The sequence below is a fragment of the Tardiphaga sp. 20_F10_N6_6 genome, assembly GCF_052076045.1.
GTDB classification, from domain to species: Bacteria; Pseudomonadota; Alphaproteobacteria; order Rhizobiales; family Xanthobacteraceae; genus Tardiphaga; species Tardiphaga robiniae.
Genome location: NZ_CP197239.1, coordinates 2,577,965 through 2,600,186, shown reverse-complemented (window position 1 = coordinate 2,600,186; position 22,222 = coordinate 2,577,965). Strand labels below are relative to the sequence as shown.

Sequence of the window (22,222 nt, the reverse complement as noted above, 5' to 3'; positions counted from 1 at the left end):
CGCAGCCATCCATCATTGCGCGCCTTGTAAGGAACACACAAAAATGCGGCTTCACATCACTGCTCTTGCCTTTCTTCTCGCTGGCTGGCCAGTCCTGAACGCGCCGGCGATGGCGCAGGACCGCCCGGCGCCATCGCTGTCGGAAGCGCCTGCCGTCACCGATGCGCCGGGAAAGGGTATTCAGCCTGGCGTCAGCGGCCATTCCGCGACGATGCCGGTACTCTATCAGCTTGACCAACAGCCGATCGAGCAGATCTCTCCGCTGGTGCAACGTCAGTACCTGTCGGGCGCGCAATCAACATTCGTGAAATGGACCGTGAAGAAGGGCGGCGTGTTTCCGCTGCATCATCACGCCAACGAACAGATCACCTGGATTACCGAAGGGCGGTGCGAGGTCAGCTCGCAAGGCAAGAAGTTCATCATGACGGTGGGGACGGTTTTGATCATTCCACCAAACACACCGCACGAATTCGTCTGCACGGAAGACACGATCGATATCGATTTCTTCGCTCCCCAGCGGCAGGACTGGATCGACGGCGTTCCTTCGATTGCCGCGACGTCAAAGTGAGACGGGCGCGCAATCAGCCCGGTTAGAACAGACGCCAAAACCTCTTTCGAAAGGTCACACTATGTCCAGCCAGTCCCTCATACGGAACAATCAACAACTGACGTACGCGGCGGCCGCCATCGCGATCGAAGCCGCAGTCGCGAAATCCAGGGAGATCGCGGCGCCGGAGTGTATCGCCGTCGTCGACGCCGGCGGCAACCTCCTGGCATTCGCGCGGGTCGAAGGCGCTGCCGTGCTTGCCCGCGATCCTGCGATCGCCAAGGCCGCGACCAGCGCGTCGATCGGCACGGCGACCGGCGGAATTCCGTACGAATTCGGGGCCAACCTGGGATTCGCAAGCCACGGCGGCATCGTTAATCTCGGAGGAGGTTTTCCAATCGTCTTTCGCGGTGAACTGGTCGGCGCGATCGGCGTCGGATCGGGGACCACCGAACAAGATGTCGCGGTGGCCGAAGCCGGGCGGGATGCGGTGCTGGCGGCGCTCGCCGCTTCAGCGTGATTTGTGTAGCGCGTGTTGATGGAACCGGAAATCGGCTGATGAACTTGTCCAAAACAGCAACGATCGCTTGTCTCGTTATTCTCGTCGGTTCAGCGACGGTGGCACTCGCGGGAAATCAGGGAGACACTGCTATGGCTTCGAAAGCGTCATCGGCATCCGGCTCGGCGACACACCTCGCCAGCGATCGTCCGATCGGGAAGATCGAGTCTGTGTTCGAGTTCCATGATGCTATGCCGACCGGTGTGTCTGTCGCCGCCGATGGGCGTATCTTCATCAATTTCCCGCGATGGGGCGACGACGTGCCGTTCACCGTCGGCGAGATCCGCAACGGCGAGGTTGTTGCTTATCCTGATGCTGCGATCAACAAATTCGATCCGGCGCGGCCTGGAGAGACGCTGGGCAGCGTGCAGAGCGTGGTCGTCGATGCCGCTAACCGACTGTGGATTCTCGACACAGCGGCGCCGGGTTTTTCGACACCTGTTGTGGGTGGCGCAAAGTTGGTCGCAGTAGATCTCGCGAGCAACAAGGTGGTGAAGACGATCGTGTTGCCGTCATCGACCGTGTTGCCGACGACCTATATCAACGACGTGCGCTTCGACTTGCGTCAGGGCAAAGCTGGAGTCGCTTTCATCACGGACTCTTCCATCAGCGGACCGGGCGGCATCATCGTGGTCGATCTCGACAGTGGTGAAAGCTGGCGGAAACTGACGGGGCACAAGTCGACCTCACCAGATCCCGCATTCATTCCTGTCGTGGAAGGGGAGCGGCTTGCGGTGCGTGAAAAAGGAAAGCCTCCCGCGCCCTTCAACGTCGCCTCCGACGGCATCGCCATTTCTGCGAACGGCGCGACGCTCTATTACTGTCCTTTATCCAGCCGGCACTTGTATTCGATCCCGACTGCTCTCCTTCTCGATCGGTCCGCAACGGACGCGACCGTCGCCGAGGCCGTGGTTGATCTGGGCGAGAAGGGCGCGTCGGACGGTCTTGAGGCCGATGACAAGGGCCGCATCTACGGGGGAGACTACGAGCGCAACAGCGTTCGTCAGCGCCAGACGGACGGCGAGTGGAAGACCATCGCGCACGATCCGAGGATCCTTTGGCCCGACACGTTGTCGGTTGCCTCAGACGGCTACCTGTACTTCACCGCCAATCAGCTTCATCGGCAGGCGCAATTCAACGAAGGGGAGGACCAGCGGGTGAAGCCTTATACTCTGTTCCGTGTTCGGATCGATGCAGGTCCGGTGCTGCTGAAGTAACCGAGGTGCATCGATGCAGGCGGGATGCGTGATGCGCCACTTGTTGCTTGCCCTTTTTCTCGCCCCTCTTCTCGCCTTTGTTGTTGCGAGTCCATCTGCAATGGCGGCCCCCATGGATCAACTCGTCCCGGAGTTTGCGTCAAACACGCTGATCATGAACGGCGTGACAACGGCGCCCGACGGGCGGCGCTTCGTCGTCGTCCAGCCGCAAAAGCCGGGGCAACCCGAAATCGCTGAAATCACCTCCGGATCGGCGAAACCTTATCCGGACGTGGCGTGGAATAGCTGGCAAGCGGGTCAGGATGGACGCACGGCATTTGTCGGCGCGAATTCCCTGCGTGTCGGCCCGGATGGCGCATTGTGGGTCGTCGATCGCGGAGCCCCGGGGATCGGTGCGCCGTTGGTCGACGGCGGCCCAAAACTTGTCCGGATCGATCTCGCCACCAATCGGGTGAGCCGGGCCTACGATCTGGCCTCGGTCGCGCAAGGCGCGAGCTTTGTCGATGACGTGCGATTCAATGGCGGCGTTGCCTACCTGACCGACGCAGGCCGTCCCGCGCTGATTGTGCTCGATTTGGCCACAGGCCAGGCCCGTCGCGTGCTGGAGAATGATCCCTCGACAGTCGCGGCGCGGCCGCTGATGGGGGAGAGCAGGCAACTCATGGATGCGCAAGGCCATCCGGTTGTCGTTCACGCCGATCAACTTGAAGTCTCCGGCGACGGGCGCTGGCTGTTCTATCAGCCGTGCTCGGGCCCGATGTTTCGACTTGCAACGCACTTTCTGGACGATCCGTCGCTCGACAAGGAGACGCTGTCCGGTCACGTCGCTCCATTTGCCGACACGCCCTCAACCGGCGGGACTGCCATTGACGCCACAGGAACAATCTATGTCAGCGACACCGATCGTTCGCGCATTCTGAAGGTTTCTCCCTCCGGCGAGATCTCGACCCTGATCGCCGATCCCCGACTTGCCTGGGTAGATGCCATGTGGATCGACGATAGTGGCAAGTTGTGGCTGCCGGCCGCGCAGCTCAATCGAACGTCGGGCCTCAATCAGGGCAAGGACGCAGTCATTTGGCCGGTGACTCTTTATTCCATTGCAATCGGAGCGAAGCCGGTGCGGCGATAGCAGCGCAACACCCTGCTGTGACGCAGCCTCGTGCCGTTGCGAGGGTTGATTGGAGACATGATGAAGATCGCAGATACGCCAATCAGGGCAGGCGCCGATCGGGGAAGCCGGCCTCTCGCCGTCACCGCCGCGTTAGTGTCTGCGGTCTTCTTTGGCGTCAATGCCGTCGCGTCGAAGATCCTTTATGCGCCCGAGGCCGCCGCCGGATTCGATGCGGTCAGCCTTTTCGTCGCGCGGGGGACGTGGTCGTTACCGCTGTTCCTGCTGCTCGCCGCCGTCACCAAACCGCGACAACTTCCTCCGCTGACGAGGAAGAACGCTGCGCTGTTTCTGTTTTGCGGCATCGCCTATGGTCCCGGGACCAACGCGCTGTCCGCGCTCGGCGCGCACGGCACCAGCGCCGCCCATGCCGTGTTACTGCTCAGCCTGTTTCCGCCCCTGGCTGCGGGGCTCGCTTCTGTTTTCCTGCGCGAGCGGCTTTCGGTTCTGAAGATGATTGCGATTGCCGTCGGCATCATAGGCGCTGCAACGCTGACGCTGTCCAAATCATCCGGTGGCACGACTACAACTGGCGACCTTCTGATCGCCGCCTTCATCCTCACCTGGGCGATCCTGACACTCGGGATTCGCCAGCTCGATAAAACCTATCCCGCGCTATTCGTCGTGGGTGTGTTCGGCACCATCGGATGCCTCGCGCTCGGAGCAATTGGGGCAACGGCCGGACGCCTCGATTCTGTTCTTATCCCACTGCGGCATTTCGATCTGCAAACCGTGCTGTGGTTCGACCTGGAGCTGGTGCTGTTGCTGTCACTCATCGGCCAGTTGTTGCAGGGTGTTGCGCTCCGCGCGCTAAATGTGGCTCTTGTGGTCGCATTGACGTCCTACGGCTCGATTTTTTTCGGGTTGGCAGCCTCGCTCGCCGTCCTCGGTGAGCGACTGACAGTGCAGGACATCATGGCCGGTGCCTTTCTGGTGACGGCTCTTGGCCTTTCGTTGGTCCCCGAACACTTGTTCTCGAAATAAGGTGATGCTTCGGTGAAAGTTCGCTCAAATCGTCGTTCGCGAAAAGCGACTTTCCATCAGCAGAGCACCGTAATTTGGGCGAATTGCGGACGCGCCCTTCGCTGCGACGGAACACGGAGAACGCTATGGCCGCAACCACGTCATCCGCTGGTACAGCACCAACTATCCCCGCGCCGCGCGATCAGAATTTGCGAGACTGCCGAGCAGATCGAGCACGGCATGCTCGCGGCCGAACTCAAGCTAAGTGAGGCGAACGATGGCAGGCCTACGAATGAAGACATAAGCGCAGCGGTGGTCCGCGTGGTTCGACACGCGCTCGGCGAACAAGACCAGCAGCGAATTGATCGCGTACTTCCCGCAATCTCAGTTCTGGCCACTGCTGCTCACAGCTTCTCAAATGACAACTCTAGTTAGGCCAAAATTCTAGTTAGGGCCGAGCCGTGTATTCAGGCGGCCGATCGAAGTGTGCGCTATGATGTTCAACCGGGCACCGAAGAGACAGCACACACCGCTGGCGGAACAGAATCTGGCTACGTGGAATGAGTACGGGAGCCTCCACAGCGAGCTACGTCACTGGCATCGATCTTCCAATCCATTCCTGGTGAGGAGGCTTACGCGGTTGAACGTATCCGCACGTCTCCTCAACGGACAATTAGCCAATCAGGTGACTACCGCCTGTGGACTACTTGCTGAGAGTCCGAAACATTCGATGCAGCTTGTCGTTCATCATCATCTCAGCTGAGGTGTGCGGCAGGAAGACGCATAGGCAAACGCGAAAGCGGAATTCGACATGGCGAGTGCTTATCAACTTCTGTACTTGAATGTTTCGACGCGATGCGGATGAGCTGCCGAAATGCTTGGCTTGGTGCGCTGACTGCGATCATAAAATGGCCGGTCGCGCGGGTATGGGCGAAAGGTGGGGCTGAAACCGAAACTCAAATAAAACGCAATAAAATCAAATGTATAATGCGGGATGAAGCTGGCATCACCACAGCTCCACCCCGCGTCGCCGGTCAATTGGGGCAGGGGACGACCGGCTTCCGGGAAGACGCGCGAGGGTGAAAAGCGTTCCCGCGGGCGTCAAATTATTTAACACACGGTTAAGTGATCGCCGTTCTTGAACCTAGAGCCTTGACGCACGTTCCTATTATGAGCGCCACGCAACGACGCGGTGCAGGGCAGGCGAGGCTCACATGTCAAAGGTATCCAGCTTGGTCTTGGGAATGGTCGCTGGAGCGACCATGTTCGGCGCCATCCAGTATGCTTCCGGCAATGATCTGCGGGGCACGCTGACTGATTCAGACAAGGCTGCATCCAGCGGCGTCAACCGGGCTGCCAAGGGCGACCGGGCATCACTAATTACCACACAGAACGAGCAGAGCCAGACTCTCTCGTTCCGCGTTCAGGGGCTGTCGGATACGTCCGTCCTTTTGCGGATGGGCGTCGCGCCCGTGGTGGCTCCAACCAAGAATGAAGCCGTCAATATCCGACCTCTCCCCATGAATGCCAAACCGCAGCGTGCGGCGGTGGGCTGCGAACCGCCTGTGAGTGTGCTCAGCGAGATGGCAAAGATGCTGCAGCCGGGTCGCTGTGTGACCTGATCTTCACGCTGACAATTTAAATCAATCGTCGGCGACCTCATCGGGGTCGCCGGTTTCGTTCGTATCATCATCTGCCGCAGCGCTGCTGCGATTGGCCATATAGCCAAGTGCGACGCCGACCAGCGCTAGCAGCGGAATAACCTTCTTCAGGCCGAGCGTGCGCGCGATCTGAATGCCGGTCGCTACCAGCATCGGATCGATCAGCGGCGCATTCGCAGCAGCTCTGGCCGCTGCGCGCGCCGCGGCTGCTGCGCGCTCGCGGGCCTGCTTCTGCTTGGTCGCATAGATCTGTGCGAAGATCGCCGCGATGACCAAAAAGATGCCGGCGATGGTGAGGCAGGCCTCAATGACGCCGTAGCGCTGCATCACCGTGATGAAAGCCGCCGCACACAGGAAGCACAGTGCCACAAAGCCAGCAACACCAGCCAGCGCCATGAGTGAAGTCATGCGCAGGCTGTTGCCTGTGCTGATCCTCAGATCGTCGATGATACCCTTCAACATGAAAGCCCCCGAACCCGAACTCTAAAATACAAAGAAAACTGACGGCACCCTCGGGCACCGCCAGTTCATCACATTCCAATCCTGCGCATATGACTCAGCGGCGCCAGGCCATCCCGATCAGCACGCCGAGGCCGAGCGCCAGGCCGACTGCAGCCAATGGGCGCTGGGTAATGCTGTCTTCCAGCGTTTCCTCCAGTGAATAGGCTGCGTCATGCGCAGCATCATAGGCCGCGCTGCCGCGCTCCCGCATGTCGGACATCATGTCTTCGGCGTCGGCACGGGCTTGCTTGACGCCGCGGCGGGCTTGTTTAGTAGCTTGACCGGTAAAGGCATTAAGCGCGTCGGTGATCTGTTCGGTCAGGGCGGCAACATCGTCTTTCACGGCGGTGAGATCCTTCTGAAGGCGGCTATAGGTTGCTTTGTCGGTCAGTTTCTTGAGTTCATCCAGGCCATCGATATCCGCCATGCGAAGCTCCCCTGATACTGAAAATGCAATGCAGAAACGCCCGGTTAGACCGTAGGTTCCATCAGTAGAGCTGGATTAATCCGGCGGCAACTGCGGCGAATTGATCGGCATCAAATGCTCTTTCAGGATCAGCCCGACGATCAGGATCGGCGCCGCCAGGAAGCCGCCCATCGGGCCCCAGAGCCAGGTCCAGAACGCCAACCCGATGAACACCGCCAGCGCGTTGAGTTGCAATTTGCGTCCGATGATCGTGGGCGTGATGAAGTGGCCTTCCATGAAGGTGAGGCCGACGAACAGCAGCGGCGCGATCATGCCCGCTGCGATCGTCTCCGACGAAATGATACCTACCGCGACCAGGATGACGAACATGGCGACGGGGCCGATGATCGGGAAGAAGTTGAGCGTGGCTGCCAGCGCGCCGAGGCCGGCCGGGTTGGGCATGCCGGTGGCCGCGCAGATCACGCCGGTGGCAATGCCGACTCCGAAATTGATCATAGTGACCATCAACAGATATTCGCCAAGGCTGGTCTCTATCGCATTGAGAATGCGCAGCGTCCGCAGCCGCCATTCGTGATCGGCGAAGTTCATCACCAGCGCGCGGCGCAGGTCTTTCCAGCTTGCGATGAACAGCACCAGCGTGGCGAAGAACAGCAGGAATTCGGTGAAGGTTGGCGACAGGAATTCGACGGTTGGCTGCACCCAGTCGATCTTGGGCAATTCGAACTTTGTTGTCGCAAGCGTTTCGGCGCTGCTGAACATGCTCTGTATCTGGTGCCAGAGCGCCAGCGGTCGGTCGAAGACATGCAGCTTGTTCTTGAGCAGCGAACCTAGTTCGGGGAGCCGCGTCGTCCATTCCATCAGCGGGGACGAAATAAGCCCCACGATGAAGGCGAGCCCGGCGCAGACCAAGATAACGATCAGGACTGCCGAGACGGATCGCGGAATGCGGCGCTTTTCGAGAAAGCTCGCTGCGGGCGACAACATGGTGCCAATGATGAAGGCTGTCACGATTGGCAGGAAGAATGCCTTGGCGACATAGAGCACCGTAATCACGGTGATCACCAGCATCGATACCAGCGTGAAAGCAACCACTTCGGCACGACGGAACACCGGCGGCTGCTCGATCTTGCTCTCGGGCACCGGCGTGCCTGCAGGCTTTTCGGGGAGAGCGCGGACTTCACTCATGAGCTGTCCCGACATGCCGCCATTTGGTCGCGCAGACCGCGTTCGCGCGTCAGATCGCTGACATGCGATCGGGCTTTACAACACGAGCATACCGCAAAAGTTCCGTCGCGATTTCGTGATGGTTCCTTGGTTGACAAATCATTCGGTGAACGCCCGCGGGGAGGGAACCGTGAGGCTTCGGCGCAGTTGGTTGCGGTCATCACGACGATGACGCGTCGCCAAACGGGGCAGTCACATGTCACAGGCATCATCTGGAAACCGCAAGCTGTCGCTGCGTCTCACAAGCGCGCTCGTTGTTGCAGCCACTCTGATCGTTGCTCCGCCGTTCATCTCCAGCGCATCGGCGCAGGTGATGAACTATGCACCGGCTGCGCAAAGCGCGTTCCCACCGGACGACGACGTGATGGCTGCACCGCGGGTGCGGGAAAATATGGATGCCGCTCTCCCCGAGCGCCTGCGCCGCGCTGAAGTCGGCTATATGACCCGCGAAGCGCCGGGCACAGTGATCATCGATACCGGCAATACCCAGCTTTATTATGTGCTCGGCAACAACCGCGCGATTCGCTACGGCGTCGGTGTTGGCCGCGAAGGATTCACCTGGTCCGGAACGCAGACTGTCACGCGCAAGGCGGAATGGCCGGATTGGCATCCGCCGCAGGAAATGATTGCGCGCCAGCCCTATCTGCCGCGCTTCATGGCTGGCGGCCCCGGCAACCCGCTCGGTGCCCGCGCGATGTATCTCGGCTCCAGCGCTTATCGCATCCATGGCACCAATGATCCGTCAACCATCGGCAAGTTCGTGTCGTCGGGTTGTATCCGCCTGACCAATGAAGATGTGCAGGACCTTTTCAGTCGCGTCAGCGTTGGGACCAGGGTTGTGGTGCTGCCGAAGTCCGTTGCCCCACACTATGAGGCGCGCACGGCTCCGGCGCCGCGCAGCGTCACATCGATCTCGGTTCGCCCTGCCGGCGTGCAGCAGGCTCCGGGCCGTCAGGCGATGAACCTTTCCGCGTCGTCGCTCTACTGAGAGTCGATCATTCTGCTTTGATGCCGCGTTGCAGGCCCCATGACCCGATTTCCAGGACAACGGATGGCTCTCGGCGCGGTTACGGCGATTGTCATGCTCGGTGCCGCCCCAGCGCAGGCACAGGATTTCTTCTCGGCATTGTTCGGCGGGATGGCGCGTGGTCGTGGCCCGGATATCTCGCTCCCTTTCGTCAATGAAGGTCCGCCGGTGCAGGAGCAGCGCCCTCGCGCAGCAAGCGGCGGGCGTCAGGCTTTTTGCGTGCGCACGTGCGATGGGCGTTACTTCCCGATATCAGCGACCGACAGTCAGAGCCGCGCGGCGTCGTGCAATAATTTCTGTCCGGCGAGCGATACCAAGGTTGTTTATGGCAGCAGTATCGACACGGCGGCGACCGAGAGCGGCAAGCCCTATTCCGAGCTGCCGAATGCATTCAAGTATCGCATCGAACTGGTGGCCGGGTGCACCTGCAACGGTAAGGACCAGATCGGTTTGGCACCGGTGAAGCTCGAGAACGATCCAACACTGCGCAAAGGCGATATCGTCGCCGGTGCCGATGGGCTGATGGTCACTGGCCGCGGCGCTGACAAACGCGGTGCATCGCTGAACATGTCGCCGGTGTCGCCGTCGGTGCAGGCGAAATATGAGCGCATGCCGGTCGTGGCGCGGGAATAATCCGCGCCACGTGATCGATTGCGCTTAAGCCGCGCGGATCTTCCCGAGGAAGTCCGTTACCTGAGTACCGAGCTGGCGTGTCTGCGTCGCCAGGGTCTCTGATGCCACCTTCACATCCTGAGCGGCTGCACCGGCTGCGTCGGCGTCGGCACTGACTCCGCTGATATTGTCCGACACGTTGCGGGTGCCATCGGCCGCCTGCTGGGTGCTGCGGGTGATTTCCTGCGTCGCCGCGCCCTGTTCTTCGACCGCAGCCGCAATCGCGGTGGCGACTTCATTCACTTCGCCGATAATGCCGCCGATCGACTTGATGGCTTCGATGGCCTCATTGGCGACCTTCTGGATATCCGCGATCTGTTCGGAAATATCCTCGGTCGCCTTGGCCGTCTGGCTGGCCAGCGACTTCACTTCGGACGCAACGACCGCAAAGCCCCGTCCGGCATCGCCGGCGCGCGCAGCTTCGATGGTGGCATTGAGTGCTAGCAGGTTGGTCTGCGAGGCGATGTCGTTGATCAGCCCGACGACTTCGCCGATCCGGTTCGCTGTCTGGGCGAGGCCCTGAACGGTATTGTCGGTCTGCTGTGCCTGGCTGACGGCGCGGCTGGCGATGCCGGCCGCATGCGATGCTTGGCGGCTGATGTCGTTGATCGAGGCACTCAGCTCCTCCGCCGCAGCGGCAACGTTCTGCACATTCGCTGAGGCTTCGCCGGAGGCGCGCGCAGCATCTTGCACGCGGGCATTGGTCTGGCTGGACACAGTGGCCATGCCGTCAGATGTCGTATTCATTTGGTCAGAGGCGCTGCCAAGGGCTCCCAGCGTGTCGCGCATCTGGATCTCGAACATGCCGATATACTGCTCGACGGCCTGCTGGCGCTGGCTCGCATTGGCATTGCGATGGCGTTCCTGCGCCTCGATCTCGGCTTTTTCCATCGCCTGCTTTTTGAAGGTCTCCAGCGCACCGGCCAGCCCGCCGATTTCATCCTGGCGATCGGCATAGCCGGCATCGACGGTGAGATCGCCGCCCGCCACTTTCAGCATCGCGTCGCGGATGGTGAGCAGCGGCGTGGTGACACGGCGCGTGATAGTGACTATGGCGCCAACGACGAGCATGATGGCGGCCCCCAGTAGCACCAGTTGCAGGATCAATGAGCGTTGCGCAGCAGACCACTGCACAAGGCTGTGGTTCTTGGCCTCGTCCAGCGCGCGTTCGGCTACCACCACGGCTGTGCTCATCTTGTCGACGGTGAGCGGTGTCCAGGCCGTCGCCGGCATTTCGGGCTTCTCGCCGGTGGCGACAGCCTGAATCAGGCGGTCGCGCAGTGCCAAGTATTGAGGATCGAAATAGGATGCTTTCGCTGCGGCAAGGGCCGTGATGAGACCTTGCGGCAGTTCAGTTCCCGACGATGCGATGTCCAGCGCATTCCATCCAGTTTCGATGCCGCCCGTCAGCTTCACATAGCTTCGCTGCAGCTCCGGCGAGATCTTGTTGACCGCGAGCGCGTTCGACACAATGACGGAGGCGTCGCCCGATGTGTTGCGCATCAGCCAGGCCATCTGCTTGATCGACAGCAATTGATCGATCACCGGATCGTTGTGGGTTACGGCGGCGGTGAGGGCTGACGAGACTTTTTCAAGCATGGCCAGAACGGAATCGACATTGTCCTGGAATTCCTTGGCAAGGCCGGCGCGGCGCGAGGCCTTCGGCTTGCTCATCTGGTCCCAGGATTCTGTCTGCAGCGCGATCAAGGCCTGCATCAGCCGGTTAAACTCGGGCACCAGCGTTGCCTTGCCGGGGAAGTCGGCGGTGACCAGCAATTCTCCTGCTGCTTTCATTGCCGGCATTTCAGCGCCGCGGATACGGCGCAGATAGGCCTCGGTATCGGGCTGGATCACGACATCGGCGTTCAACGTGCGGAACGTCGTGGACCGGTCGGTGCGCAGATTGTGCATTGCCTTGAACACATGGCCGGATGCCTCGGCGATCGTCGACATGCGCCCCGCGACGTTGAGGCGCCCATATGATTCCCACGCGCTGAGAACGAGGAATGTGACGACACAGACCGCCATGATGGCGATCACGGACTTGAGCAATGCGGAAACGGTCAATCGATGAAGCACAATGAATCCCCCAAAAAATATTTTGGTATTTAAGGCTGCAATTGGTAAATATTCACGCTCATGCTCGTTCTGATAAATTCTTTCTAATATCGCCACTTAAGGTAGAAGATTGTCGTGCCCGGCGCTGCTTCAACAAAAAAAGCCCCGACAATGCCGGGGCTTTTGATACTTGTCAGGGCTCGATGACGTGACTGATGAGGCCTGCCTAGGCAGCCCGGATCTTGCCGAGGAAGTCCGTCACCTGAGTGCCGAGCTGGCGCGTCTGCGTGGCTAGCGTTTCCGAGGCTACCTTCACATCCTGCGCGGCAGCGCCAGCGGCGTCCGCATCGGCGCTCACACCAGCGATGTTGTCCGACACATTGCGGGTGCCATCGGCGGCCTGCTGCGTACTTCGGGTGATCTCTTGTGTCGCGGCTCCCTGTTCTTCGACGGCTGCGGCGATGGCGGTTGCTACTTCATTGACTTCGCCGATGATGCCGCCGATCGACTTGATTGCCTCGATGGCCTCATTGGCGACCTTCTGGATATCTGCGATCTGCTCGGAAATATCGTCGGTTGCCTTGGCGGTCTGGCTGGCCAGTGACTTCACTTCCGACGCGACGACCGCAAAGCCGCGTCCGGCCTCGCCAGCGCGCGCGGCTTCGATAGTGGCGTTGAGCGCTAGCAGGTTGGTCTGCGAGGCGATATCGTTGATCAACCCGACCACCTCGCCGATCCGGTTGGCGGTCTTGGCGAGGCCTTGGACGGTGCCGTCGGTTTCCTGCGCCTGATTGACGGCGCGACTGGCGATTCCCGCGGCGTGCGCGGCCTGCCGGCTGATATCGTTGATCGACGAGCTCAGCTGTTCGGCGGCCGAGGCGACATTCTGCACGTTCAGGGAGGCTTCGCCCGAAGCTTTTGCTGCGACCTGCACGCGGGCATTGGTCTGGCTGGATACGACCGCCATGCCATCCGATGTGGTGTTCATCTGATCGGACGCGTTGCCGAGCGCGTTGAGCGCATCGCGCATCTGGACCTCGAAGGTCCCGATGTGCTGTTCGATGGCCTGCTGCCGCTGGGTCGCGTCGGCGTTGCGATTGCGCTCCTGCTGTTCGATCTGTGCTTTCTCCTTGGCCTGTTGCTTGAAGGTCTCCAGAGCGCCGGCGAGCGCGCCGATTTCGTCTTTCCGTTCGGAATAGCCGGCATCGACGACGAGATCGCCTGCGGCGACTTTCAGCATCGCATCGCGAATGGTGTGCAGCGGGGTGATGACGCGGCGGGTGACGGCAACCATGCTGCCGAATGCTATGCCGAGCGCGGCTGCGAGCAGCGCCAGTTGCAGGATCAACGCGTGCTGCGCGGCAGTCCACTGCGTCAAGGTGTGGCTTTTTGCTTCATTCAGCGCTCGTTCGGCGACTGTAACCGCACTGGCCATGCGATCAACGGTGATTGGAGTCCATTCGCTCGCGGTGATTTCGGGCTTTTCGCCGCTCACGAGTGCATTCATGACACGGTCACGAAGAGCCATATATTGCGGGTCGAAATAAGCCACCTTCGCAGCAGCCATGGTTGCAGCCAGGTTGGGCGGCAGCTGCATTCCAGACGCGGACAATTCCAGCGCATTCCAGGCAGCGTCGATGCCGCCAACAAACTTGGTGTAGGCGAGCTTATTCTCAGGTGTGGCGCGCCCGACAGCAAGGCCGTTCGCGACGAGGAGGGATCCTTCGCCGGCGGTGTTGCGCAACAGCCAGGCCGCCTGTTTGATCGACAGTAATTGATCGATCATGGGATCGTTGTGGTTCACCGCGGCGGCGAGCTGGGCCGACACCTTTTCCAGTGTTTCAAGCAGAGCTTGCGTGGTCTCCATATACTCCTTGCCGAGGGCTGCACGGCGCGACGCCTTCGGCTTGCTCATCGCGTCCCAGGATTCGGTTTGCAGAGCGGTCAACTTGTCGACCAGCTGGACCAGCGTCGGGTGCAGCGTCTTTTGATCGGCGAATTCGATGGTGGCAATGAGGTCAGCCGCTGCTCGCATCGCCGGCATCTCGGAATCGCGAATGGAGCGGAGATATTTTTCTCCGTCCGGCTGAATGACTGTCTCGTTGTTCAGGTTTCGGTTCGTCGATGCACGGTCGGTGCGCAGATTGTGCATCGCCTTGAAGGCATTCGCGGAGGCGTCCGCAATTACCGAGATGCGGCTGGCTGAACGTAGCCGCCCGTAGGAGTCCCAGGCTGTCGTTGCCAGAACGGCGACCACACAGAGCGCCATGACCACGATGACAGATTGAAGCAATGCGGAAACGGTCAATCGATTGAACATCATGAATCCCCCAAATATTTGATTTAGTAAGGCTTCAAATGGTAAATATTTCCGATTGCACACGTATCGTGAAGTAGGCTTGAATACGGCTACTTTAGGTGGTTCGTGCGTAAGCGTTCTTGCGGCACGGCGATCGGTTCTGCTTCTCCGCGCGGGTTCGGCACTCCGCTGGTGGCGCGGATTTTACGTGACCGTCGGTGACCTGAGGGCCAGCTTGCGTGCCTAGTTTGGCGAGGTTCTTTTGTTCCGATCCGGGAACCCAATGCTCTCGCCCACGTTGGATCACTGTTGAGCAGCTGCGATGGCCGGGGCTGCTATTCGTTTCCATTGAGTCTGGGGGGATACGCACATGCTCGTCGGCGTCTTGATCACTTTTCTCGTCGTCATTCTCATTCTGTACTTGATCAATCTGTTGCCGATCGACGGCCGCGCGAAGCAGATTTGCCGCGTCGTCGTGATCATTCTCGGTGTGATCTCGCTGCTGAAATACATCGCGGTTTTCTAGCGAGATGGACTAACGAAAAAGCCCCGGCGGTTTGCCGGGGCTTTTTGCTATTGATAGTGCCGCTTGCGATCAAGCCAGCGCCTTCGCCTCGCGGCGGCGCGCCGTGAGGATGTATTCAGTATAGCCGTTCGGCTGTGTGCGTCCCTCGAAGATCAGGTCGCAGGCGGCCTTGAAGGCGACGCCGTCGAACGAGGGCGCCATGTTCTGATACAGCGCGTCGCCCTTGTTCTGCTCGTCCACCACCACAGCCATGCGCTTCAGCGATTCCATCACCTGATCCCTGGTAATGACGCCCTGATGCAGCCAGTTGGCAAGGTGCTGGGCGGAGATGCGCAGCGTGGCCCGATCTTCCATCAGGCCGACGCCATGAATGTCCGGCACCTTGGAACAGCCGACGCCCTGGTCGATCCAGCGTACGACATAGCCGAGGATACCCTGGCAGTTGTTGTCGATCTCCTGCTTCACATCATCCGGCGCCCAGTTCGACTGCGACACCGGAATGGTGAGGATGTCGGTGAGCTTGCCGCGCGGCCCGCCCTTGGCGAGATCCTTCTGGCGCGTGGCGACATCGATCTGATGATAGTGCAACGCGTGCAGCGTCGCGGCGGTGGGCGAGGGCACCCATGCGGTGGTGGCGCCGGCCTGCGGATGGCCGAGCTTCTGCGTGAGCATGTCCGCCATCTTGTCGGGCGCGGCCCACATGCCCTTGCCGATCTGGGCATGGCCCGGCAGGCCATCGATCAGGCCGACATCCACGTTCCACTCTTCATAAGCCTTGATCCACGGCGTCGCCTTCATGTCGTTCTTGCGGATCATCGGACCCGCTTCCATCGACGTGTGGATCTCGTCGCCGGTGCGGTCGAGGAAGCCTGTGTTGATGAACATGATGCGCTTGGATGCATTCTGGATACAGGCCTTGAGGTTCACCGTGGTGCGGCGTTCCTCATCCATGATGCCGACCTTCATGGTGTTCTCGGGCAGCGACAGCAGTTTCTCAACGTGCGCAAAGATTTCGCAGGTCAGCGCCACTTCATCGGGGCCGTGCATCTTCGGCTTGACGATATAGATCGAGCCGGTGCGGCTGTTGCGGATCGGACCCTTGCTCTTGAGGTCGTGGATTGCGATCAGGCCAGCAACGGCGGCATCAAGCAGGCCTTCCGGAATTTCCTCGCCGGCGCTGTCGAGCACCGCATCCGTAAACATGTGATGGCCGACATTGCGCATCAGCATCAGGCTGCGGCCATGCAGGGTCAGGTTCTTGCCGTCGATCGTCTTATAGACACGGTCTTCATTGAGCGAACGCTTTAGCGTCTTGCCGCCCTTTTCGAAATCGGCCGAGAGCGTGCCGTTCATCAGGCCCAGCGTGTTGCGATAGACCAGCACCTTGTCGTCAGCGTCCACGGTGGCGACGCTGTCTTCCATGTCGAGAATGGTCGAGACGGCCGACTCCATGATCATGTCGGCAACACCAGCGGAGTCGTCCTTGCCAATGGTGTTGGTTCGATCGATCTTCACTTCGATATGCAGGCCGTTATTGACCAGCAGGATCGAGGTCGGGGTGGCGAGCTCGCCGAGATAGCCAGCGAGCTGGGATTCGTTCTTCAGCGCGGTGAGGTTGCCGCTCTTGAGCTTGGCCGAGAGCTGGCCCGCAATGATGCTGTAGGCCGTGACATCGGTGTGGCTGCCGGTAGCGAGCGGCGCGGCCTGATCGAGGAAGGCTTTTGCCTTGGCGATGACTTTGTCGCCGCGTGCCTTATTGTAGCCTTTGCCACCTTCAGACGGATCGTGCGGGATCGCATCGGTGCCGTAGAAGGCATCGTAGAGACTGCCCCAGCGCGCATTTGCGGCATTCAGCGCATAGCGCGCATTGGTCAGCGGTACCACGAGCTGCGGGCCGCAGATCTGGCCGATCTCGATATCGACATTGGCAGTCTCGACCTGCTTGGTTGCGGGCTCCGGGAGGAGGTAGCCGATTTCCTTGAGGAACGCCGTATAGGCGTTCATGTCGAAGGCGCCCTTGTTGGCCAGATGCCAGGCATCGATCTTGGCCTGCAGCGTATCGCGCACCTTGAGCAGTTCGCGGTTCTTCGGGCCCTGGTCTTTGATGAGAGCGGCGACGCCGGCCCAGAACGCATCCGGCTGGATGCCGGTCCCGGGGGCGGCTTCCTTGGCGATGAAGTCGAACAGGACGGGGGCGATCTGCAGTCCGTGGGCGTCGATGCGTTTCATGGTGTCTTTCTCGCGAGAAGCGGCAATTCTGCTCTAATTTCAGGGAGTATAAGCATAAACGGCGCCAAACCGCGGCGCCCATGGGACCTTTTAACGCCAAACGCTACCCGGTGAGAAGTCCCCTAAAGGGATCAGTGGCCGGGCGGCCGGACCGGGGCCTGCGCGTGATCTGGCGAGATCCGCTCCAGCGCCACCTTGATCACGATGGTGAGCAGTGCCACGGCCGTCAGCACCGTCGCCGCGGCGAAGGCGCCGGCGACATTGTAGTCCTGATACAGAAGTTCGATCTGCAACGGCAACGTCGTGGTCTGGCCGCGGATGTTGCCGGAGACGACGGAGACGGCGCCAAATTCGCCCATCACGCGCGCGTTGCACAGGATCGCGCCATAGAGCACCGCCCAGCGCACATTCGGCAGCGTGACCCGCATGAAGGTCGCAAAGCCGGAAGCGCCGAGTGTGACGGCGGCCTCTTCCTCATCCGTGCCCTGCACCTGCATGAGCGGGATCAACTCACGCGCCACGAAGGGCGCGGTCACGAACATGCTGGCGAGCACGATCGCCGGCAGTGCGAACATCACCTTGATGCCCATGGCCTCGATCAGCGGGCCGAACAGGCCCTGCGAGCCATAGACGAAGATATAGGCGACGCCGGCGACGATCGGCGAGATAGAATAGGGCAGTTCGATCAGCGAAATGAGTAGCGTGCGGCCTGGGAAGACGAACTTGGTCACCGTCCACGCCGCGGCGAGGCCGAACACGATGTTGATCGGCACAGCGATCAGCGCGGTGGTGACTGTCAACAGAATGGCATGCTGCGTGCCGGGCTCGGTGAGGCTGTTGAAGAACGTGCCGATGCCTTGCGACAGCGCTGAACTGAAGATCAAAGCCAGCGGTGCGATCAGGAACAGCAATGTGAGGATCGCGACGATGCCAAGTACCACGCGGCGCGTCACCGGGCCGGCACCGACGGGCGTCACCATCCATTCGGTATGGGCGCGTTCACTCGTCGGATGCGACATCACACGTCTCCCCGGCCGAGATAACGCAGGTTCCAGGCCTGCACCGCGTTGGTGACAATCAGCATGGCGAAAGCCATCGCCAGCATTACCACGGCAATCGCGGCGGCGGCCTGGTAGTTGTATTCCTCGAGCCGAATATAGGTCAGCAGGGCAACGATCTCGGTCTTCATCGGCTGGTTGCCGGCGATGAAAATCACCGCGCCGAATTCGCCGAGGCTGCGTGCGAAGGACAGCGAGCAGCCGGCGAGGAACGCCGGAAAGATCGCGGGGAAGATTACGCGCCAGAGAATCTGCAGATCATTGGCGCCGAGCGAGCGGCCGGCTTCCTCGACATCGGAGCCGAGATCCTCGATCACCGGCTGCACCGTGCGCACCACGAAGGGAATGCTGGTAAAGGCCATCGCGATGGCGATGCCGAGCGGTGCGTAAGCGACCTGGATGCCAAGTGCATCGAGCGGTGCGCCGAACCAGCCTTTCTTGGAAAACAGCGCCGTCAGCGCGAGGCCAGCCACGGCGGTCGGCAGCGCGAAGGGCACGTCGACCAGCGCGTCGAGAATGCGCTTGCCGGGAAATTGATAGCGCGCCAGCACCCAGGCGAGCAGCAGGCCGTAGATGGCGTTGAATGCGGTGGCCGCCAGCGCCATCGTCACCGTGACGCGGATGGCCGACAGTGTGCGCGGCGACGACAGGATGTCCCACAATTGCGCAAGCCCGACGTCCGAGGCTTTCAGGATCAGCGCGCAGAGCGGCAACAGCACGATCGCTCCGAGATAAAAGAGCGTAATGCCGAGCGAGAGCCCGAAACCTGGAATGACGCTACGTCGCAAGGGAAGGTCCGTGTGTGAAGCCGTTGGGGCTTCTCTTAGACGATTTGCGCGGAAAGGGAATGCGGCGAGGTCGTCTAATGCAGGCGCCCGTCCTCTCCCATGTCATGGCCGGGCAAAGCGCGAAGCGCCGCTTCGCTAGATGTTCCCGGCCATCCACGTCCTTAGCCCATTTGCAGCCAAGACGTGGATGCCCCGGTCAAGCCCGGGCATGATGGAGTTTGTGGCTCACTTCCCGCCGAACAGTGTGTCCAGCTTTGCGCCGGGATTGAGGTGTTCGGCATTCAGCTTGTCCCAGCCGCCGAATTCGTCCTCGACGCGGTACAGCTTCACTTCCGGGAATTTGTCCTTGTATTTTGCCATCACGGTCTTGTCGGTGACGCGGTTATAGCCCTTGGCTTCGATGTCCTGGCCTTCCGGCGAATACAGGAATTCAAGATAGGCGGTCGCGAGGGCCTTGGTGCCGTGCTTGTCGGCATATTTGTCGACGACGGTCACCGGGAATTCGGCGAGCACGCTGGTCGGTGGCACCACCACTTCATACTTGTCCTTGCCGCCGGCATCTTTGCCCGCGAGGTCGCGGATCGACGAGGTCTCGGCCTCGAAGGTGATCAGCACATCGCCGGTACCGCGCTCGACGAAGGTCGTGGTGGCGGCGCGGCCGCCGGTGTCAAACACCGGGACATTGGCGAACAGCTTCTTGATGAAGTCGTCAGCCTTGTCGGCACCATACTTGTTCTTCGCGAAGGCATAGGCGGCTAGATAGGTGTAGCGCGCATTGCCGGAGGTCTTCGGATTCGGGAAAATCACCTGCACGCCCGGCTTCACCAGATCGTCCCAATCCTTGATCCCCTTTGGATTTCCGGCGCGCACCAGGAAGGCCGGCAGCGAGTAATAAGGCGAGGAATTATTCGGCAGCCGCTTGGCCCAATCGGCCGGAATGAGCTTGCCGCGATCATACAGTACCTGCACGTCGGTGACCTGGTTGAAGGTCACCACATCGGCCTCGAGGCCTTCGAGGATCGAGCGTGCCTGGCGCGACGAGCCGTTATGCGACTGGTTGATGGTAACGTCCTGGCCGGTTTTGGCCTTCCACTGCTTGGCGAAAGCAACGTTGATCTCGGCATAGAGCTCGCGCGAGATGTCGTAGGAGACATTGAGCAGCGTGTTCGGCGTCTGCGCCTGGGCGGGTGCAGTCGCGAGAATGCCGAGTCCGGCGGCGAGAGCGATAATGAAGCGGTTCACGTGTAGTCCCCTGTGAGTGAGAGCGATCGGATGGCCGGGAGCGGCGGCTGCGGCGTTTTGCCCGGCAAACGGTCCGGAATTTGCTGCGCAACGGGGGCGGGCACGGGTGCGATTTCGCGCAACTCCTGCATCGGCCGACCGTTATTGAGAAGAAGCATCTACGACGCTTGGTGTTTGAGGACAAAAATTCTATAGTTAGAACGCCTCGAAGAAGATAAAATCTTCTCTTTGCGCCTCGTTATCGAGAGATATATAGAATATAATTCCAGTCAACCCCCGAATTCGGGGCAGCGGAGTATGTATGCGGTTTCTGCCTGTCTTCCTCGATTTGCAGACCGGGCCGATCATTCTTGTCGGCCAGGGCGAACTCGTGCGCGCCAAGCTGAGGCTGCTGCTGGCGGCCGGTGCGCGGATTCGCTGGTACGCGACGGACGGCAATCGTGACACGTCCGGGCTCGATGCTGAGGGCGTGGCGCGCATTGAGCATGTCGAGGGCGATCCGGTGACCGCCGATCTTTCGGGGTGCATCGCGGTGCTCTGCGCCGGCGCCGGTGAACTCGGTCACGCGGTGGCTGCCCGCGCCAAAGCGAGCGGCGTGCCCGTCAATGTAATGGATGAGCTTGCGCACTCCACTTTCATCTTTCCGGCCATCGTCGACCGCGGCGATGTGGTCGTCGCTGTCGGAACCGGCGGTGCGTCGCCGGTAGTGGCGCGGCGTGTGCGCGAAAAGATCGAGGCGATGCTGCCGGCGCGGATCGGCGATCTTGCCGGCTTCATCGGGCGCTGGCGCAAACCGATCAACGACAAGATCGCCGAGGCTCCGTTGCGTCGCAGGTTCTGGGAACGCATCGTCGATGGTCCGATCGGCGCGCTGGTGCTGGCGGGGCGTGGTACCGAGGCCGAGAAGGCGCTGACGGAAATCGCCGATCTCTCGATCTATGCGGGTGCAGCGCAGGCCGGCGTTGTCGAAGGTCGCGTCACGCTGGTGGGAGCAGGGCCGGGCGATCCGGATCTCCTGACCATCAAGGCGTTGCGCGCGCTGCAGGACGCCGACGTTGTATTTTACGACGAACTGGTGTCACCCGAAGTCCTCGACCGCATCCGCCGGGATGCATCGCGCATTCCCGTGGGTCGCCGGGTCGGCAAGCCCGGTATCGGTCAGGATGCGATCCACAAATTGCTGATCGAAGCCGCGAAAGCTGGGCAACGCGCCGTGCGCTTGAAGGGCGGTGATCCCTTCATTTTCGGGCGCGGTGGCGAGGAGATCGAAGCGCTGCGCGAAGCGGGTGTTGCTTACTCCGTTATTCCCGGCATCACCGCAGGCCTTGGCGCTGCGGCTATGTTCGAGGCGCCGCTGACCTATCGCCGCGAAGCGCTGCGCATCACCTTCCTGACGGCTCACAAGGAAAAGGACGCCGACAAGGTCGACTGGTCGACGCTCACCGACGAGAAGATGACCGTCGTTGTTTATATGGGTATGACCGCTGCCCCCACGATCCGCGCTGGATTGCTCGCTGCCGGGCGCTCGCCACAAACGCCGGTTGGCGTGTTTGCGCGCGTGACGCGTCCGGACGCGCAAGCGGCGGTGGGTATGCTCGACGATCTCCCGGCGCTGGTCGACCAGATCGATGGCGGTCCGGCGGTTCTCATCATTGGCGATGTCGTGGCGCATTCCGCGCCGTGGCGGGCCGCTCAGATCAACAAGCTCGTTTCAGATTTATTGGTGGCTGCCGAATGACCTCTCCGCTGCAACAGAAAATCAAGATCACCGGCCCGTCGGTGGTGACTGCCAACCGTACCTGGGACGGCGTCGTGATTTATCGCGATGCCCATAAAGGCTGGACCACCGACCTCGCAGAGGCTGCCATCGTGCGCACTGCCGATGATGCGCGTGCGCTGCTTGCTGAATCCACAGCCGATGACGTTGGCGCCATCGGTCCCTATATCGCGCCGGTCGCCGTGAACGACAACGGCACCGTCGAGCCCGGCAATCTCCGTGAACAGATTCGCCGCAAGGGCGTCACCATCGACCTTCCGGCTTCGGCTTAAGGCACCT

General features: G+C 60.9%; 20 protein-coding genes. 11 read left to right on the top strand and 9 right to left on the bottom strand.

Annotated elements, in window-relative coordinates; translation table 11 throughout:
* Positions 1 to 43: 43 nt before the first annotated feature.
* The 6 genes from AB7813_RS12605 to AB7813_RS12580 all read left to right on the top strand — a co-directional run bounded on the left by AB7813_RS12605 (position 44) and on the right by AB7813_RS12580 (position 6,076).
* Positions 44 to 568 (top strand): cupin domain-containing protein, encoded by a 525-nt coding sequence (locus AB7813_RS12605; RefSeq protein ID WP_441228106.1) that lies wholly within the window; start codon positions 44 to 46, stop codon positions 566 to 568.
* Between the two features lie 61 nt (positions 569 to 629).
* Positions 630 to 1,067, top strand: coding sequence for a GlcG/HbpS family heme-binding protein (locus tag AB7813_RS12600; RefSeq protein ID WP_441228105.1), 438 nt, complete (start codon positions 630 to 632; stop codon positions 1,065 to 1,067).
* Between the two features lie 38 nt (positions 1,068 to 1,105).
* The gene (locus tag AB7813_RS12595; RefSeq protein ID WP_441228104.1) at positions 1,106 to 2,323 is read left to right on the top strand and encodes an L-dopachrome tautomerase-related protein; all 1,218 of its coding nucleotides are present in this window, start codon (positions 1,106 to 1,108) and stop codon (positions 2,321 to 2,323) included.
* Between the two features lie 31 nt (positions 2,324 to 2,354).
* Positions 2,355 to 3,452: an L-dopachrome tautomerase-related protein gene (locus AB7813_RS12590; protein WP_441228969.1), complete on the top strand. Its 1,098-nt coding sequence runs from the start codon at positions 2,355 to 2,357 to the stop codon at positions 3,450 to 3,452.
* A gap of 57 nt (positions 3,453 to 3,509) precedes the next feature.
* Positions 3,510 to 4,475: a DMT family transporter gene (locus AB7813_RS12585; protein WP_441228103.1), complete on the top strand. Its 966-nt coding sequence runs from the start codon at positions 3,510 to 3,512 to the stop codon at positions 4,473 to 4,475.
* Between the two features lie 1,241 nt (positions 4,476 to 5,716).
* Positions 5,717 to 6,076, top strand: a complete 360-nt coding sequence (locus AB7813_RS12580; RefSeq protein WP_244527934.1) for a hypothetical protein — start codon at positions 5,717 to 5,719, stop codon at positions 6,074 to 6,076.
* Positions 6,077 to 6,097: 21 nt separating this feature from the next.
* Here the strand turns inward: AB7813_RS12580 and AB7813_RS12575 are convergent, their stop codons facing one another.
* From AB7813_RS12575 to AB7813_RS12565, 3 genes are all read right to left on the bottom strand, one after another.
* The gene (locus tag AB7813_RS12575; RefSeq protein ID WP_439082977.1) at positions 6,098 to 6,577 is read right to left on the bottom strand and encodes a hypothetical protein; all 480 of its coding nucleotides are present in this window, start codon (positions 6,575 to 6,577) and stop codon (positions 6,098 to 6,100) included.
* Between the two features lie 94 nt (positions 6,578 to 6,671).
* A complete protein-coding gene (locus AB7813_RS12570) occupies positions 6,672 to 7,043 on the bottom strand; it encodes a DUF883 family protein (protein ID WP_439082978.1) in 372 nt (123 codons plus the stop codon).
* Positions 7,044 to 7,118: 75 nt separating this feature from the next.
* Positions 7,119 to 8,228, bottom strand: coding sequence for an AI-2E family transporter (locus tag AB7813_RS12565; RefSeq protein WP_120291925.1), 1,110 nt, complete (start codon positions 8,226 to 8,228; stop codon positions 7,119 to 7,121).
* 235 nt (positions 8,229 to 8,463) lie between these two features.
* On the opposite strand from AB7813_RS12565, the gene AB7813_RS12560 reads away from it, so the two are divergent.
* Positions 8,464 to 9,255, top strand: coding sequence for a L,D-transpeptidase (locus tag AB7813_RS12560; RefSeq protein ID WP_120291751.1), 792 nt, complete (start codon positions 8,464 to 8,466; stop codon positions 9,253 to 9,255).
* 63 nt (positions 9,256 to 9,318) lie between these two features.
* Positions 9,319 to 9,927, top strand: coding sequence for a DUF2865 domain-containing protein (locus AB7813_RS12555; RefSeq protein WP_441228102.1), 609 nt, complete (start codon positions 9,319 to 9,321; stop codon positions 9,925 to 9,927).
* 24 nt (positions 9,928 to 9,951) lie between these two features.
* Here the strand turns inward: AB7813_RS12555 and AB7813_RS12550 are convergent, their stop codons facing one another.
* Both AB7813_RS12550 and AB7813_RS12545 read right to left on the bottom strand, forming a co-directional pair.
* Complete coding sequence (locus tag AB7813_RS12550) at positions 9,952 to 12,045, bottom strand: methyl-accepting chemotaxis protein (RefSeq protein ID WP_120291747.1); 2,094 nt, start codon at positions 12,043 to 12,045, stop codon at positions 9,952 to 9,954.
* A 205-nt stretch (positions 12,046 to 12,250) separates the two neighbouring features.
* Positions 12,251 to 14,344 (bottom strand): methyl-accepting chemotaxis protein, encoded by a 2,094-nt coding sequence (locus AB7813_RS12545; RefSeq protein WP_184511507.1) that lies wholly within the window; start codon positions 14,342 to 14,344, stop codon positions 12,251 to 12,253.
* 349 nt (positions 14,345 to 14,693) lie between these two features.
* Between AB7813_RS12545 and AB7813_RS12540 the strand changes: the two genes are divergently transcribed.
* Complete coding sequence (locus AB7813_RS12540; protein ID WP_086937086.1) at positions 14,694 to 14,849, top strand: Thivi_2564 family membrane protein; 156 nt, start codon at positions 14,694 to 14,696, stop codon at positions 14,847 to 14,849.
* A gap of 69 nt (positions 14,850 to 14,918) precedes the next feature.
* Here AB7813_RS12540 and AB7813_RS12535 read toward each other — a convergent pair whose 3' ends face one another.
* The 4 genes from AB7813_RS12535 to cysP form a co-directional block, all read right to left on the bottom strand.
* Positions 14,919 to 17,078 (bottom strand): malate synthase G, encoded by a 2,160-nt coding sequence (locus tag AB7813_RS12535; RefSeq protein WP_441228101.1) that lies wholly within the window; start codon positions 17,076 to 17,078, stop codon positions 14,919 to 14,921.
* Positions 17,079 to 17,209: 131 nt separating this feature from the next.
* A complete protein-coding gene (gene cysW / locus AB7813_RS12530) occupies positions 17,210 to 18,097 on the bottom strand; it encodes a sulfate ABC transporter permease subunit CysW (RefSeq protein ID WP_439082981.1) in 888 nt (295 codons plus the stop codon).
* Positions 18,097 to 18,924 (bottom strand): sulfate ABC transporter permease subunit CysT, encoded by an 828-nt coding sequence (gene cysT / locus AB7813_RS12525; RefSeq protein WP_089265424.1) that lies wholly within the window; start codon positions 18,922 to 18,924, stop codon positions 18,097 to 18,099. Before cysT ends, cysW begins: the two co-directional genes overlap by 1 nt.
* Positions 18,925 to 19,149: 225 nt before the next feature.
* A complete protein-coding gene (cysP, locus tag AB7813_RS12520; RefSeq protein WP_089265423.1) occupies positions 19,150 to 20,166 on the bottom strand; it encodes a thiosulfate ABC transporter substrate-binding protein CysP in 1,017 nt (338 codons plus the stop codon).
* Positions 20,167 to 20,467: 301 nt separating this feature from the next.
* On the opposite strand from cysP, the gene cysG reads away from it, so the two are divergent.
* Together cysG and AB7813_RS12510 are read left to right on the top strand one after the other, a co-directional pair.
* A complete protein-coding gene (gene cysG, locus AB7813_RS12515) occupies positions 20,468 to 21,904 on the top strand; it encodes a siroheme synthase CysG (protein WP_439062852.1) in 1,437 nt (478 codons plus the stop codon).
* Positions 21,901 to 22,215, top strand: a complete 315-nt coding sequence (locus tag AB7813_RS12510) for a DUF2849 domain-containing protein (protein WP_089265421.1) — start codon at positions 21,901 to 21,903, stop codon at positions 22,213 to 22,215. The genes cysG and AB7813_RS12510 overlap by 4 nt, the downstream gene beginning before the upstream one ends.
* Positions 22,216 to 22,222: the final 7 nt, after the last annotated feature.

Coding starts and splice junctions, on each gene's coding strand:
- AB7813_RS12605 (WP_441228106.1), top strand. CDS start 44: ATGCGGCTTCACATCACTGCTCTTGCCTTTCTTCTCGCTGGCTGGCCA.
- AB7813_RS12600 (WP_441228105.1), top strand. CDS start 630: ATGTCCAGCCAGTCCCTCATACGGAACAATCAACAACTGACGTACGCG.
- AB7813_RS12595 (WP_441228104.1), top strand. CDS start 1,106: ATGAACTTGTCCAAAACAGCAACGATCGCTTGTCTCGTTATTCTCGTC.
- AB7813_RS12590 (WP_441228969.1), top strand. CDS start 2,355: ATGCGCCACTTGTTGCTTGCCCTTTTTCTCGCCCCTCTTCTCGCCTTT.
- AB7813_RS12585 (WP_441228103.1), top strand. CDS start 3,510: ATGATGAAGATCGCAGATACGCCAATCAGGGCAGGCGCCGATCGGGGA.
- AB7813_RS12580 (WP_244527934.1), top strand. CDS start 5,717: ATGTTCGGCGCCATCCAGTATGCTTCCGGCAATGATCTGCGGGGCACG.
- AB7813_RS12575 (WP_439082977.1), bottom strand. CDS start 6,577: ATGTTGAAGGGTATCATCGACGATCTGAGGATCAGCACAGGCAACAGC.
- AB7813_RS12570 (WP_439082978.1), bottom strand. CDS start 7,043: ATGGCGGATATCGATGGCCTGGATGAACTCAAGAAACTGACCGACAAA.
- AB7813_RS12565 (WP_120291925.1), bottom strand. CDS start 8,228: ATGAGTGAAGTCCGCGCTCTCCCCGAAAAGCCTGCAGGCACGCCGGTG.
- AB7813_RS12560 (WP_120291751.1), top strand. CDS start 8,464: ATGTCACAGGCATCATCTGGAAACCGCAAGCTGTCGCTGCGTCTCACA.
- AB7813_RS12555 (WP_441228102.1), top strand. CDS start 9,319: ATGGCTCTCGGCGCGGTTACGGCGATTGTCATGCTCGGTGCCGCCCCA.
- AB7813_RS12545 (WP_184511507.1), bottom strand. CDS start 14,344: ATGTTCAATCGATTGACCGTTTCCGCATTGCTTCAATCTGTCATCGTG.
- AB7813_RS12540 (WP_086937086.1), top strand. CDS start 14,694: ATGCTCGTCGGCGTCTTGATCACTTTTCTCGTCGTCATTCTCATTCTG.
- AB7813_RS12535 (WP_441228101.1), bottom strand. CDS start 17,078: ATGAAACGCATCGACGCCCACGGACTGCAGATCGCCCCCGTCCTGTTC.
- cysW (WP_439082981.1), bottom strand. CDS start 18,097: ATGTCGCATCCGACGAGTGAACGCGCCCATACCGAATGGATGGTGACG.
- cysG (WP_439062852.1), top strand. CDS start 20,468: ATGCGGTTTCTGCCTGTCTTCCTCGATTTGCAGACCGGGCCGATCATT.
- AB7813_RS12510 (WP_089265421.1), top strand. CDS start 21,901: ATGACCTCTCCGCTGCAACAGAAAATCAAGATCACCGGCCCGTCGGTG.